The following is a 12,189-nucleotide window of genomic DNA, read 5'->3' on the forward strand; positions in this document are numbered from 1 at the left end:
GAGTGTCAGACAACATGTTTGTTGGATGACACACCGCTTTCGCGAGCAGGCTCGCTCCCACATGGGTATCAGCCAGCCCTAAAGGCCCAGTAGGGACAGCATGATGAATGTGGCAAACAGCACAAAGTGCGTCATGCCCTCAATGGCGTTGGTCTCGCCGTCATTGAGGTTGATTGCGCTGACGATCAGGGTGATGAAGATCATCACCGTTTGCACCGGGGTCATCGCCATTTGAAATGGCTGGCCGGTGTACAGCGCCATCGCTTCCATCACCGGTACGGTCAGAATCACCGTCGACAGCGACGCCCCCATCGCGATGTTGACCACCGACTGCATGCGATTGGCCAGTGCCGCACGCAGTGCAGTCAGAATCTCCGGCGCGGCGGAAATCGCTGCCACCAGAATCGCCGTGATCACCGGCGGCGCGCCCGTGCCTTCCAGGCCCAGATCGAGGGTCTTGGACATCACCTCGGCCAGTGCGCCGATGATCACCACCCCCGACACCAGAATGCCGACCGACAGCGCCAGGCTGACCGGTTTCGGCTCCTGCTCGACCGGCTCCTTTTTGCGACGTTTGTCCGGGTAGCTGTAGCTGAAAAAGTAACTGTGCGGGCCGACCTGCATGCGCAGGAACAGCGCGTAGAGCACCATCATTGCGCCAATGGTGAACGCCGAATACATCTTCCAGTTGGCCTCGGGAATGAATTCCGGGACCACCATCGACACCCCCATCGCGGTGAGGATCATGACGCTGTAGCTGCGCGCCGAATCGTCGTTGTAGGACTGTTCGCCGTGTTTGATCCCGCCCATCAAAGCGGCGAGGCCGAGGATGCCGTTGATGTCGAGCATGACCGCTGAATAGATCGTGTCGCGCACCAGCGTCGCCGAGGCCTCGTTGCTCATCATGATCGCCAGGATCACCACTTCGACCAGCACTGCCGAGAGTGTGAGGATCATCGTGCCGTAGGGGTCGCCGACTTTTTCCGCCAGCAATTCAGCGTGATGAGCGACGCGCATCGAGGCGGCGACAATAAAGGCGATCAGCAGCAGACCGCCGCCCAGCGCGACGATCTGGCCGCTGTGCAGCAGCCAGTGTTCCAGTGGATAAGCGACGCACGCGGCAAGGACTGCCAGCAGCAGGAAGCTTTCTTGTTTGAGGATCGAGAGCATGACGGGCCTTTTGCCGAAAAGAGCTGATGAAGCTACTGACTGCCGCGCGCCGCTAACGTTTCGTTACATCTTTACGCACCACGCGATGGCAGCTGGATTCAGGCATGCACTTTTATTGGCCTTGCCGGCCTCTTCGCGAGCAGGCTCGCTCCCACATTGAAATGCGTCCCTGTGGGAGCGAGCCTGCTCGCGAAGGCCGCGCCGCGTTTTCGAATGCGTTTGTTGTCCTTTTGGTCAGCAATTTGCATTGGCCCTGAGCACACACAACAAAATGGAGTTCGGGTTCATGCCAATACGTCCGCTGCACAAACTGCTGTACGCCGCCATCGGTCTGGGAATCAGCCTGAGCGCCAGCGCTGCCGATCCGCTGAAGGTCGGTTTCGTCTACATCGGCCCGATCGGTGACCACGGCTGGACGTATCAGCACGAACAGGGGCGCAAGGCCCTGGCGGAAAAACTCGGCACGCAGATCACCACCAACTACGTGGAAAACGTCGCCGAGGGCGCCGACGCCGAGCGGGTGATCCGCAACATGGCCAAGGACAAATATGACCTGATCTTCACCACGTCTTTCGGCTACATGAACCCGACAGTGAAAGTCGCCAAGCAATTTCCCAAGGTGACGTTCGAACACGCCACCGGTTACAAGCAGGAGAAGAACCTCGGCACCTACCTGGCGCGCACTTACGAGGGCCGTTACGTCGGCGGTTTCCTCGCGGCGAAGATGACCAAGACCAAGAAGATCGGCTACGTCGCCTCGTTCCCGATTCCGGAAGTGATCCGCGACATCAACGCCATCCAGCTGGCCCTGAACAAGTACAACCCTGGCACCGAAATCAAAGTGGTGTGGGTCAACTCCTGGTTCGATCCGGGCAAGGAAGCCGACGCCGCCAACGCGCTGATCGATCAGGGCGTCGACGTGGTGTTCCAGCACACCGACAGCCCGGCGCCGATCCAGGCTGCCGAACGGCGCGGCGTGTATGCCGTGGGCTACGCCTCGGACATGGCCCACTTCGGCCCGAAAGCGGTGCTGACCTCTATCGTCAACGACTGGGCGCCGCACTACATTCAGGCGACGCAGAGCGTGATCGATCACACCTGGAAATCCCAGGATTACTGGGGCGGGTTGAAGGAAGGCACGGTGGAACTGCCGATCAGCGACCTGGTGCCAGCGCCGGTGAAAGCCGAGGCCGAGCAGTTGATCGCCGACATAAAGAGCGGCGCATTGCAGCCGTTTACCGGGCCGATCAAGGATCAGGCCGGTGTGGAAAAAATCCCGGCGGGCGTGAGCGCCACCAACGCGGAACTGGCTTCGATGAATTATTACGTTGAGGGCATGAAGGCCGAGATGCCGAAGTAGTCCCCCGATTCACCACACAAAACCCTGTGGGAGCGAGCCTGCTCGCGAAAGCGGTGTGTCATTAAACAAAAATGTTGTCTGACACTCCCTCTTCGCGAGCAGGCTCGCTCCCACATTGGAAACACAGCGTATTCAAGGATTGTGTATGGATCAGCTTCCGATCATTGATATCAGCCCGCTCTATAGCGATGACGAAAACGCCTGGCCTGCGGTGGCCGAACAAATCGACCAAGCCTGCCGCGAGTGGGGCTTTTTCTACATCAAGGGCCATCCGATCTCGGCGCAACGCATCGACGCCCTGCTCGATCACGCCCAGCGCTTCTTCGCCTTGCCCGCCGCAGAAAAACTCAAGATCGACATCACCCAGACCCGCCACCATCGCGGCTACGGTGCGATTGCCACCGAGCAACTGGACCCGGACAAACCCAGCGATCTCAAAGAAACTTTCGACATGGGCCTGCATCTGCCGGACGAACATCCCGAGGTGCTCGCGGAAAAACCCTTGCGCGGCCCCAATCGGCACCCGGCGCAACCCGGCTGGGAAACGCTGATGGAGCAGCATTACCTCGACATGCAGGCGCTGGCGCAAACCCTGCTTCGAGCGATGACCGTTGCGCTGGGCATCGAGCGCGACTTCTTCGATACGCGTTTTGTCGAACCGGTCAGCGTGTTGCGCATGATCCATTATCCGCCGCGTCACACCGCCAGCTCCGTCGAGCAGCAAGGCGCAGGTGCCCATACCGATTACGGCTGCATCACCCTGCTCTATCAGGACAGCGCCGGCGGTTTGCAGGTGAAGAACGTCAATGGTGAATGGATCGACGCGCCACCGATTGACGGCACGTTCGTGGTCAACCTCGGCGACATGATGGCGCGCTGGAGCAACGACCGTTATCGCTCGACGCCGCACCGGGTGATCAGCCCGCTGGGCGTGGATCGCTATTCGATGCCGTTCTTCGCCGAACCGCACCCGGACACGCGCATCGAATGCCTGCCCGGCTGCCAGGACGCGCAGCATCCGGCGAAATATCCGACCACCACCTGCGCCGAATTCCTGCTGTCGCGTTTCGCCGATACCTACGCGTATCGACGTGAGCAAGAGGCGGTTTGATCGATCACCTGGTCAGGTTTTGCCAATTGTTGCGGCCAGCCTCTGTAGAATGCCGGCATTGCACCTGATGAGAAAAGACTATGTACGACTGGCTCAACGCCCTGCCCAAAGCCGAACTGCACCTGCATCTGGAAGGTTCGCTGGAGCCTGAACTGCTGTTCGCCCTGGCCGAACGCAACAAGATCGCCCTGCCGTGGAGCGACGTCGAAACCCTGCGCAAGGCCTACGCCTTCAACAATCTGCAGGAATTTCTCGACCTGTATTACCAGGGCGCCGATGTGCTGCGCACCTCGCAGGATTTCTACGACCTGACCTGGGCCTACCTGCTGCGCTGCAAAGCACAGAACGTGATCCACACCGAACCGTTCTTCGATCCACAGACCCACACCGACCGGGGCATCCCGTTCGAAGTGGTGCTCAACGGCATCGCCGCCGCACTCAAGGATGGCGAGACGCAACTGGGCATCAGCAGCGGTTTGATCCTCAGCTTCCTGCGCCACCTCAGCGAAGACGAAGCACAGAAAACCCTCGATCAGGCGCTGCCGTTCCGTGATGCGTTTGTCGCGGTCGGGCTCGACAGTTCCGAGATGGGCCACCCGCCGAGCAAGTTCAAACGCGTCTTCGATCGCGCCCGCGACGAAGGCTTCCTCACCGTCGCCCACGCCGGTGAAGAAGGCCCGCCGGAGTACATCTGGGAAGCCATTGACCTGCTGAAAATCCAGCGCATCGACCATGGCGTGCGCGCCATCGAAGACGAGCGCCTGATGCAGCGGATCATCGACGAGCAGATTCCTCTGACCGTATGCCCGCTGTCGAACACCAAGCTCTGCGTGTTCGATCACATGTCGCAGCACAACATCCTCGACATGCTCGAGCGCGGCGTTAAGGTCACGGTCAACTCCGATGACCCGGCGTATTTCGGCGGTTACGTGACCGAGAACTTCCATGCGCTGCACGAGCATCTGGGAATGACCCAGGATCAGGCCAAGCGTCTGGCGCAGAACAGCCTGGATGCGCGGTTGGTAAAACCGTAAGCAACACCGCAAAACCAATGTGGGAGCGAGCCTGCTCGCGAAGAGGGAGAGTCAGTCAACATTTACGTTGAATGACACACCGCTTTCGCGAGCAGGCTCGCTCCCACATTCATATCGATGTTCACTCGGTAAGCTCTTCCAGGGTCTTGCCCCGCGTCTCCATCCCGAACAGCCACACCACGCCCGCCGCAATCGCGAAGCACGCCGCGCCGAGCGCGAACACCCCGCCCTGCCCGGTAATCGGGAACACCAGCCCGGTCACCAATGGCCCGAGCAGAGAGCCGACGCGGCCGATGGCCGAGGCGAATCCCGAGCCGGTTGCCCGTGCGGACGTCGGGTACAGCTCCGGCGTGTAGGTGTAGAGCACCGCCCACATGCCGAACAGGAAAAACTGCATCAACAATCCGGTGCCGATCAGCAGCGCCACGTTACCGCCGAACACCGCGCTCTGCCCGTATAGAAACGCCATCACCCCGCCGCCGAGCAGGGTGACGATGCACACCGGTTTGCGCCCCCAACGCTCGACCAGCCACGCCGCCATGAGGAAGCCGGGAATCCCGCCGAGCGAGATCAGCACCGTGTAATACACCGATTGCGTCACGGCGAAACCCGACTGCTGCAGCAATGCGCTGAGCCAGGAAGTCAGCCCGTAGAAACCCAGCAATGCGAAGAACCACAGACTCCAGATCATCGTTGTACGCTGGCGATATTGCGGCGACCAGATCTGCTTGAGTGCCGAGAAGAAATTACCCGGTGGCGTCACCGTGCGTGGCAAACGAACCGGTTCCGGCAAGGCTGCACCGCAGAGCGAAGCACGCACTCGCGCTTCGATGCCGTTCAACACCTTGTCCGCGTCGACGTCGCGCCCGGCCTGTTCCAGCCAGCGCGGCGACTCAGGGATGAAAAAGCGGATCGCCAGAACGAACACCGCCGGCACCGCCAGTACCAGGAAGATATCGCGCCAGCCAATCAGCGGCAGCAGGAAGTACGAGAGTACGCCCGCCGCGACAAACCCCAGCGGCCAGAAGCCGTCCATCAGGGCGATGTAGCGCCCGCGCCGTTGTGCTGGAATCAGCTCCGAGAGCATCGACTGTGCGATGGGAAACTCCATGCCCATGCCAATTCCGAGCAGGATGCGAAACAGCGTCAGCGTCTCCACCGTTTGCGCCGTCGAACACAGGTAACTGGCCACGCCCCACAACACGATGCTCCACTGAAACACCGGTTTGCGCCCGAAGCGGTCGGCGAGCATCCCTGACAACGACGCCCCGAGCACCATGCCGAAAAAGCTCGAACTGGCCAGCAACCCCGCTTGCGCACTGCTCAGGCCGAACTCGGCTTTGATCGAGCCGAGCAGGAATGTCATCATCGCCAGATCCATGGAATCGAAGAAAAACGCCAAGGCGATGATGATGAAAATGACGCGGTGATAGCCGCTGAGCGGCAGCCGTTCCAGGCGTTCAGCCGCACTAAAGCGTTGTGTATTCATGTTGTGCTCCCCCATCCGGAAAATCCCCGGATCGAGTGTGCGCGATGGTCATACAGAGGTCGTACTGGATGCGACCTGTTCACAACCGTGGACGACGTCAGCCTTCAGCTCATCGCCGAGCAACGCTCTAGAACGCTGTTTCCAGCTCGGTTTCCTTGGCAAAGCGATGGATTTCGCGCTGGCCGGTGGCGGTCAACTGCAAGGCGCGGGAATCGTTGGGCAAGGTCAGCCAGCCGGACTGCATGAACAACTGCAACAGGGCCGCGCCCAGTGAGCCGCCCATGTGCGGACGGCGCTCGCTCCAGTCCGGGCAGGCGCAGGCGACCTGCACGTTGCGGTGGGCCAGGGCCTGGATGAACACTCCGCGCTGCGCCAGTCGGGTGGAGCCCTTGTGCGTCACCACCACCCGCTGCTCAAGCTGTTCGATCCAGCCGGCGTCGAGCAGGCGCTGATACAGGTCGGCCGCCAGGGTGCCGCCCAGATGATCGTCGCAGAACCGCGCGCGCAACAGCGAAGACGGCGCCGCCTGCGGCCTGACCATGGGAGTCGTGCGTTTCAGCGCATCAGGGATTTGCCGTGGCGCGCTGGCAATGGTGGCGCTGGCCAGTGCTTCGATCGCCGCGCCGATTTCCGGTGCCGCCAGGCGAAAGAAGCGTTTTCGCCCACGCATTTCAATGTTCAACAGCCCCCCTGCGGACAGGCGTCCCAGATGCGCACTGGCCGACGACGGCGAGAGCCCGGCCAGCAGCGCCAGCTCTTCGGCTTGCCGCGCCGAGCCATCCATCAACGCCCACATCATCGCGCTGCGCTTGGGGTCGGCCAGCAATGTCGCGATCTGGCTGATGCACGGTGCATGTTCCATATGTTCACTCCCTGTTGAATCGTATCGTCTACCGCTCGGAGACATCCTGGCCGGTTATGGGGCATCGGCCAACACGCGAAAATCGCCCGGGATCGGTGGCAAGGGATGCCATCGACACCAGCTGCTCCGGCACACAACCTGGCAGCAGAAGTAGCAACCGTCACCAAAAGCCGGCAACGCGTTACGGGGTCTGCGCGCCGGGTGTCAGTGCAGGCATGAGGCGGGCGCTAGTATAAGCGGGTTAAGCCAGACGTCCTGCGCCTGGGCCTGGGCAGGTGGCGATTGTTCCTGACAGAAATTTCTCTAATTGCCTGCGACTAATGATCAACTTTGAGGAAACCGGGAAATTGGCTACTCAATTCGGCGCATCGGCTGGCGAGCATCTCTCTCAGAAGGTTCACCGGCTTACTCAATTGTGCGCGATGGGCGCACAACAGATTCAGCGGTGCGCGCTCATACAGCAGTTCCGGCATCAGCACTTTCAGGCGCCCGGCCAATACATCGGTGCCGACGTCCAGCCAGGATTTGTAGGCAATGCCGGCACCGGCCAGCGCCCATAACCGTACTACGTCGGCGTCATCGCTGAAGCGGTCGCCGCTGACGGTCAGGCCGACTTCGCGCTTGCCATCGTGAAAACTCCAGTGGTCGTGGACGCGGCTGCCGAGCATGTACAAAAGGCAGTTGTGCTGGGCCAGTTGCTCGAGATGGCGCGGCTCGCCCTGCCGGGCCAGGTAATCGGGGGATGCGCACAACACCCGGCGATTGTGTGGGGCGATGGGCAAGGCGATCAGGCTGGAATCCTCCGGCTCGCCGTAGCGCAGGGCGATGTCCACCGGTTGCCGGAACAGATCGGCGATGCGGTCGCCAAGCAGCAGGCGCACCGTCAGCTTCGGGTGTTCACGCTGGAACGCGTCGAGCCACGGCAGCAGCAGATTGCGACCGAAGTCCGAGGGCGCCGAAAGCTGCAGAATTCCGCTGACCTGGTCCTGACCGCTGGCGAGCAGGCGACGCCCCTCGTCGAGATTGCTCAGGGCGGCGCGGGCATACTCAAGGAAGCCTTCGCCCTCGGCGGTCAGGCGCAGGCTGCGGGTCGACCGCGCCAGCAGCCGCGCACCGAGTTGCTGCTCGATGCGCTTCAACGCCGCGCTAGCCACCGCCGCAGACATGTCCATCACCCGTGCAGCCGCCGACAGGCTGCCCAGATCCGCCGCGCGGACAAACAACTGCAGGTCATCAAAACGCAGCATGTGCAGCCTCGATTATCAAAGAAATATTGAAAGAGCCTGCTCTTTTAACCGGTTTTATCGCGCAGAGAAATAGCCAATGATGGCCTCCATCGAATTCATCCCGATTCTGGAGTCCGCGCATGTCCCAGCCCTTTACCGCTATAGCCACCCTGACCGCTAAATCCGGCCAGCAGGACGTTCTCGAACAGGCGCTGCGCGCCCTCGTCGAACCGAGCCGCGCCGAGCCCGGTTGTGGCCAGTACGACCTGCACCGCGACCTTGCCGATCCGCAGGTTTTTTATGTCATCGAACAGTGGGCCAGTGACGAGATTCTTGAGGCGCACAACGCCAGCGCGCATTTTCAGAAGTTTCAGGCCAGCGCCGGCCACACCATCGAACACTTCCAGCTCAAACGCCTCGGCAAGATTGCCTGAATCCTTCTTCTATCAACTGTACGGAGCCATTTATGAAAGCCATTGCCTATTACGCTTCCCTGCCGATCAGCGACGCCAAGTCCCTGCAGGACATTGAACTGCCAGAGCCGGTCGCCGGCCCGCGCGACCTCTTGGTGGAGGTCAAAGCCATTTCGGTCAACCCGGTCGACACCAAAGTGCGGCAGAACATGGCGCCGGAAAACGGCGCGGCGAAAGTGCTGGGCTGGGACGTTGCCGGTGTGGTCAAGGCGGTCGGCAGCGAAGTCACCCTGTTCAAGGCGGGCGACAAGGTGTTCTACGCCGGTTCGATCGCCCGGGCCGGTGGCAACAGCGAGTTGCACGTGGTCGATGAGCGCATCGTCGGCCACATGCCCAAGTCCCTCGGTTTTGCCGAAGCCGCCGCGCTGCCGCTGACCGCGATCACTGCGTGGGAATTGCTCTTCGAGCGCCTGCAAATCAGCGAAGGCAGCAATGATGAGGGTCAGAGCCTGCTGATCGTTGGCGCGGCGGGCGGAGTGGGCTCGATCCTTACCCAATTGGCCAAGCAGTTGACCGGCCTGAAAGTGATCGGCACCGCTTCCCGCCCACAGACCCGTGACTGGGTCAGCGAACTCGGTGCCGATCTGGTCATCGATCACAGCCAGCCACTGAGCGAAGAATTGAAGCGCGCCGGCATCGACAGCGTGACCCACGTCGCCAGCCTGACCCAGACCGATCAGCATCTGGCGCAACTGGTCGAAGCCCTCGCGCCGCAAGGCAAGCTGGCGCTGATCGACGATCCGAAGTCCCTCGACATCAGCCTGCTCAAGCGCAAGAGCCTGTCGCTGCACTGGGAGTTCATGTACACCCGCTCGCTGTTCGAAACGCCGGACATGATCGAACAGCACAAGCTGCTCAACCGCGTCGCCGAACTGATCGACGCCGGCACTTTGAAGACGACTTTGGGCGAGCACTTCGGTGTGATCAACGCAGCCAACCTGCGACGTGCCCATGAGCTGCTGGAAAGCGGCAAGGCCAAGGGGAAAATTGTTTTAGAAGGTTTCTAAAAAAATAAAGCCTCGCAACCGCTCGTGATGCCAGAGCGGTTGCGGGGCTTTTTGCCGTCAGTCGGTTGCTTGACCCTTGTCACAATTACGCGGGTATCGAGGTCTACAATCGAAGCCTCTGCGATACATCTTTTACGCAAGGGAGGTCAGCAATGAAGATCCTGATAAAAGAAGTGGCAAAGTCTCAATGGCAGGTGCGCCTGGACCAGCACGTCGTAACCTTTCGCAGTGAAGCCGAGGCTCTGGCCTTCACTCGCACCCTCGAAGCGCGACTCTGCGCGCCCCACCGAATCCCCGAACCCAGCCAGCAGCGCGCCGCCGGCTGAGCTCCAAAGTCGAGCGTTCAGACCTGGGCTTGCGCCAACGCCCGGGCATTCTGCAAACGCCGGGTGAGCAGCGCGACGCTCACCACCAGCAAACCGCACAGGCTGATGACCATCGCCATCGGCACGGCGCTGCCATCGTGCAACACCCCCACCAACGCGGCGGCACCGGCGGCGATGCTGAATTGCAGGCAACCGAGCATTGCCGATGCACTGCCGGCACGGGCGCCCTGACCGTTCATTGCGCAAGCTGAGGCGTTGGGAATGATGCAGCCGAGGCTGGCAATGCAGATGAACAGCGGAATCAGCAACGGCCACAACGCCTCTGGACGCATCGCGCTGACCGCCAACAGCGTCAGCCCGGCGAGGAAATACACCCACACCGCGCGCACCAGCAAGAACGCCGGGCCACGCTTGGCCAGCAAACGCGCATTGACCTGCGCCACCAGAATGAACCCCGCCGCGTTGGTGCCGAACAGCCAGCCAAAATGCTCGGCGGGTACACCGTAGAGCTTGATGAACACAAACGGTGAGCCAGCGATGTAGGCGAACATGCCGGCGATGGCGACGCCACCGGTCAGGGCATGGCCCAGATAGACCGAGTCCTTGACCAGTCGCGCGTACTGGCGCAACGCACCGGACAACGGCTGGCGCGGCACGTGGGCCGGCATGCTTTCCGGCAGCCCCAACGCCACCGCCAGACCCGCCGCCGCACTGAACCCGGTCAGGACCAGAAAGATCGACTGCCAACCTGTAGTGTTGACCAGCAGCCCACCGAGCATCGGCGCCAGAATCGGCGCCAGGCCCATTACCAGCATCAACTGGGAAAACACCTTCGCCGAGCCAACCGCGTCGCACTTGTCGGCGACCACCGCACGGGAAATCACCATCCCCGCACAACCACCGAGTGCCTGGACGAAACGCGCGCCGATCAGCCATTCCAGGCTCGGCGCGTAGGCGCAGGCCAATGACGCCAGGGTGAACAGAGCAACGCCGCTGAGCAGCGGAAGTCGCCGGCCGAAACGATCGGAAATCGGCCCGTAAGCCAGTTGGCCCAGAGACAGGCCGAGGAAATACGCCGCCAGCGTCAGCTGGACATGCTGCTCATCGGTGCCGAAGGCCAGCGCCATGGCCGGGAACGCAGGTAAATAGAAGTCGATCGCCAAAGGACCGAAGGCGCTCAAGGCGCCGAGTATCAAAATCGTGCGGAAATTCATCAGGCATCCAGGTGGGCAAGTCGCAGCCCGACAGTCTAGCCGCGCCCGGACGCCTTGAACATTCCGATAGCTCGCTAACGATCAATTTCAGACGAGCTTCACCTCATAACCCTCTTCGCGAATCGCTGCGATGACCTGATCGGCACTCAGCGCGCTCTCGACGCCGACTTCCCTGGCCGCCAGATCGACGCGCACGCTGGCTGCCGGATCCAGCGCCTGCACCGCAGTGGTGATGGCTTTGACGCAATGACCGCAGGACATGCCTTGAACGTTGAACACTTGCATGGGAAGACTCCTTTGAGTGAGGTTGCCGGCAGTCTCAAGCTTGCCACGATGGCAAGGTCAAGTTCTGCGAAAAACTGCCGGGCTGGCATTCGGCGCCGCGCTCGGCCAAGCTGCATGCATCAATGACTGGAATTCAGGAGATTCAGCCATGCGCTGGTCAGCTTTGGGCCTGTTTGGCTTGCTCAGCCTTTTCGCCGCCGTCCCGCAGGTGCAAGCCGCCGGCGAGGATTACGCGGTACTGATCATTTCCCGCGAGCGCCTCGAAGTGGCGACCTCGTGCGAGATCGGCGTGTACATCCAGGACCAGCTCTCGGCGCGCCTGTTCCAGGAGCAGAGCACGTCGTTCAACCTGCCGCCGGGCAAGGTTTCGCTGCGCTTGAAACTGCTGCCGGGCCAGGCACCGGGTTGCAACCCCGGGATGCTCGCACCGGGCTCGCAGGAAGTCGTGCTGCACGCCGGGGATGTGCTGAAGTTCCGCCTGGCAATGAATGCCGAAGGCGTGTACCTGAAGCCGGCTGGCCTCGGTTACTGAGCCAAGCGCCGACCCGTTGCCGATCGTTCCCACGCTCTGCGTGGGAATGCAGCCATGGACGCTCTGCGTCCCGAAGCGTGACGCGGAGCGTCACAGGAGG

The 12,189-nt window shown here is 61.5% G+C and carries 13 protein-coding genes; 7 read left to right on the forward strand and 6 right to left on the reverse strand.

Annotation, left to right across the window (positions count from 1 at the left end; all coding sequences use genetic code 11):
• Positions 1–78 precede the first annotated feature (78 nt).
• Positions 79–1,170, reverse strand: coding sequence for a calcium:proton antiporter (locus J2Y39_RS18420; RefSeq protein ID WP_041479650.1), 1,092 nt, complete (start codon positions 1,168–1,170; stop codon positions 79–81).
• Between the two features lie 286 nt (positions 1,171–1,456).
• Here J2Y39_RS18420 and J2Y39_RS18425 point away from each other — a divergent pair, with 286 nt between their 5' ends.
• The 3 genes from J2Y39_RS18425 (at position 1,457) to J2Y39_RS18435 (ending at position 4,675) form a co-directional block, all read left to right on the forward strand.
• Positions 1,457–2,530 carry a BMP family ABC transporter substrate-binding protein gene (locus J2Y39_RS18425; RefSeq protein ID WP_095180882.1) on the forward strand — a complete coding sequence of 358 codons (1,074 nt, stop codon included), beginning with the start codon at positions 1,457–1,459 and terminating at the stop codon, positions 2,528–2,530.
• A gap of 145 nt (positions 2,531–2,675) precedes the next feature.
• On the forward strand, positions 2,676–3,641 hold the full coding sequence (locus tag J2Y39_RS18430) for a 2-oxoglutarate and iron-dependent oxygenase domain-containing protein (protein WP_310219077.1): 966 nt from the start codon (positions 2,676–2,678) through the stop codon (positions 3,639–3,641).
• A gap of 80 nt (positions 3,642–3,721) precedes the next feature.
• Entirely contained in the window at positions 3,722–4,675 is a 954-nt protein-coding gene (locus J2Y39_RS18435) for an adenosine deaminase (protein WP_024011466.1), read from the forward strand.
• Between the two features lie 121 nt (positions 4,676–4,796).
• Here J2Y39_RS18435 and J2Y39_RS18440 read toward each other — a convergent pair whose 3' ends face one another.
• The 3 genes from J2Y39_RS18440 to J2Y39_RS18450 form a co-directional block, all read right to left on the reverse strand.
• Positions 4,797–6,164 (reverse strand): MFS transporter, encoded by a 1,368-nt coding sequence (locus tag J2Y39_RS18440; RefSeq protein WP_056787772.1) that lies wholly within the window; start codon positions 6,162–6,164, stop codon positions 4,797–4,799.
• Between the two features lie 127 nt (positions 6,165–6,291).
• Positions 6,292–7,026, reverse strand: a complete 735-nt coding sequence (locus J2Y39_RS18445) for a helix-turn-helix transcriptional regulator (RefSeq protein ID WP_041479646.1) — start codon at positions 7,024–7,026, stop codon at positions 6,292–6,294.
• A 317-nt stretch (positions 7,027–7,343) separates the two neighbouring features.
• Positions 7,344–8,273 (reverse strand): LysR family transcriptional regulator, encoded by a 930-nt coding sequence (locus J2Y39_RS18450; RefSeq protein ID WP_310219079.1) that lies wholly within the window; start codon positions 8,271–8,273, stop codon positions 7,344–7,346.
• Between the two features lie 119 nt (positions 8,274–8,392).
• Here J2Y39_RS18450 and J2Y39_RS18455 point away from each other — a divergent pair, with 119 nt between their 5' ends.
• From J2Y39_RS18455 to J2Y39_RS18465, 3 genes are all read left to right on the forward strand, one after another.
• Positions 8,393–8,686: a putative quinol monooxygenase gene (locus tag J2Y39_RS18455; RefSeq protein ID WP_016771821.1), complete on the forward strand. Its 294-nt coding sequence runs from the start codon at positions 8,393–8,395 to the stop codon at positions 8,684–8,686.
• A 32-nt stretch (positions 8,687–8,718) separates the two neighbouring features.
• Positions 8,719–9,732 carry a zinc-binding alcohol dehydrogenase family protein gene (locus J2Y39_RS18460; RefSeq protein ID WP_252887275.1) on the forward strand — a complete coding sequence of 338 codons (1,014 nt, stop codon included), beginning with the start codon at positions 8,719–8,721 and terminating at the stop codon, positions 9,730–9,732.
• Between the two features lie 152 nt (positions 9,733–9,884).
• Positions 9,885–10,058, forward strand: a complete 174-nt coding sequence (locus tag J2Y39_RS18465) for a hypothetical protein (protein ID WP_016771823.1) — start codon at positions 9,885–9,887, stop codon at positions 10,056–10,058.
• A gap of 17 nt (positions 10,059–10,075) precedes the next feature.
• Here the strand turns inward: J2Y39_RS18465 and J2Y39_RS18470 are convergent, their stop codons facing one another.
• Positions 10,076–11,272, reverse strand: a complete 1,197-nt coding sequence (locus J2Y39_RS18470; protein ID WP_310219081.1) for a multidrug effflux MFS transporter — start codon at positions 11,270–11,272, stop codon at positions 10,076–10,078.
• Between the two features lie 87 nt (positions 11,273–11,359).
• Positions 11,360–11,557 carry a cation transporter gene (locus J2Y39_RS18475; protein ID WP_150638131.1) on the reverse strand — a complete coding sequence of 66 codons (198 nt, stop codon included), beginning with the start codon at positions 11,555–11,557 and terminating at the stop codon, positions 11,360–11,362.
• Positions 11,558–11,705: 148 nt separating this feature from the next.
• Between J2Y39_RS18475 and J2Y39_RS18480 the strand changes: the two genes are divergently transcribed.
• Positions 11,706–12,089: a hypothetical protein gene (locus J2Y39_RS18480; RefSeq protein WP_024011458.1), complete on the forward strand. Its 384-nt coding sequence runs from the start codon at positions 11,706–11,708 to the stop codon at positions 12,087–12,089.
• Positions 12,090–12,189: the final 100 nt, after the last annotated feature.

The sequence above is a fragment of the Pseudomonas sp. 2957 genome, from assembly GCF_031456345.1.
GTDB lineage: Bacteria > Pseudomonadota > Gammaproteobacteria > Pseudomonadales > Pseudomonadaceae > Aquipseudomonas > Aquipseudomonas siliginis.

Coding starts and splice junctions, on each gene's coding strand:
- J2Y39_RS18455 (WP_016771821.1), top strand. CDS start 8,393: ATGTCCCAGCCCTTTACCGCTATAGCCACCCTGACCGCTAAATCCGGC.
- J2Y39_RS18470 (WP_310219081.1), bottom strand. CDS start 11,272: ATGAATTTCCGCACGATTTTGATACTCGGCGCCTTGAGCGCCTTCGGT.
- J2Y39_RS18430 (WP_310219077.1), top strand. CDS start 2,676: ATGGATCAGCTTCCGATCATTGATATCAGCCCGCTCTATAGCGATGAC.
- J2Y39_RS18450 (WP_310219079.1), bottom strand. CDS start 8,273: ATGCTGCGTTTTGATGACCTGCAGTTGTTTGTCCGCGCGGCGGATCTG.
- J2Y39_RS18435 (WP_024011466.1), top strand. CDS start 3,722: ATGTACGACTGGCTCAACGCCCTGCCCAAAGCCGAACTGCACCTGCAT.
- J2Y39_RS18420 (WP_041479650.1), bottom strand. CDS start 1,170: ATGCTCTCGATCCTCAAACAAGAAAGCTTCCTGCTGCTGGCAGTCCTT.
- J2Y39_RS18440 (WP_056787772.1), bottom strand. CDS start 6,164: ATGAATACACAACGCTTTAGTGCGGCTGAACGCCTGGAACGGCTGCCG.
- J2Y39_RS18465 (WP_016771823.1), top strand. CDS start 9,885: ATGAAGATCCTGATAAAAGAAGTGGCAAAGTCTCAATGGCAGGTGCGC.
- J2Y39_RS18445 (WP_041479646.1), bottom strand. CDS start 7,026: ATGGAACATGCACCGTGCATCAGCCAGATCGCGACATTGCTGGCCGAC.
- J2Y39_RS18425 (WP_095180882.1), top strand. CDS start 1,457: ATGCCAATACGTCCGCTGCACAAACTGCTGTACGCCGCCATCGGTCTG.
- J2Y39_RS18460 (WP_252887275.1), top strand. CDS start 8,719: ATGAAAGCCATTGCCTATTACGCTTCCCTGCCGATCAGCGACGCCAAG.
- J2Y39_RS18475 (WP_150638131.1), bottom strand. CDS start 11,557: ATGCAAGTGTTCAACGTTCAAGGCATGTCCTGCGGTCATTGCGTCAAA.
- J2Y39_RS18480 (WP_024011458.1), top strand. CDS start 11,706: ATGCGCTGGTCAGCTTTGGGCCTGTTTGGCTTGCTCAGCCTTTTCGCC.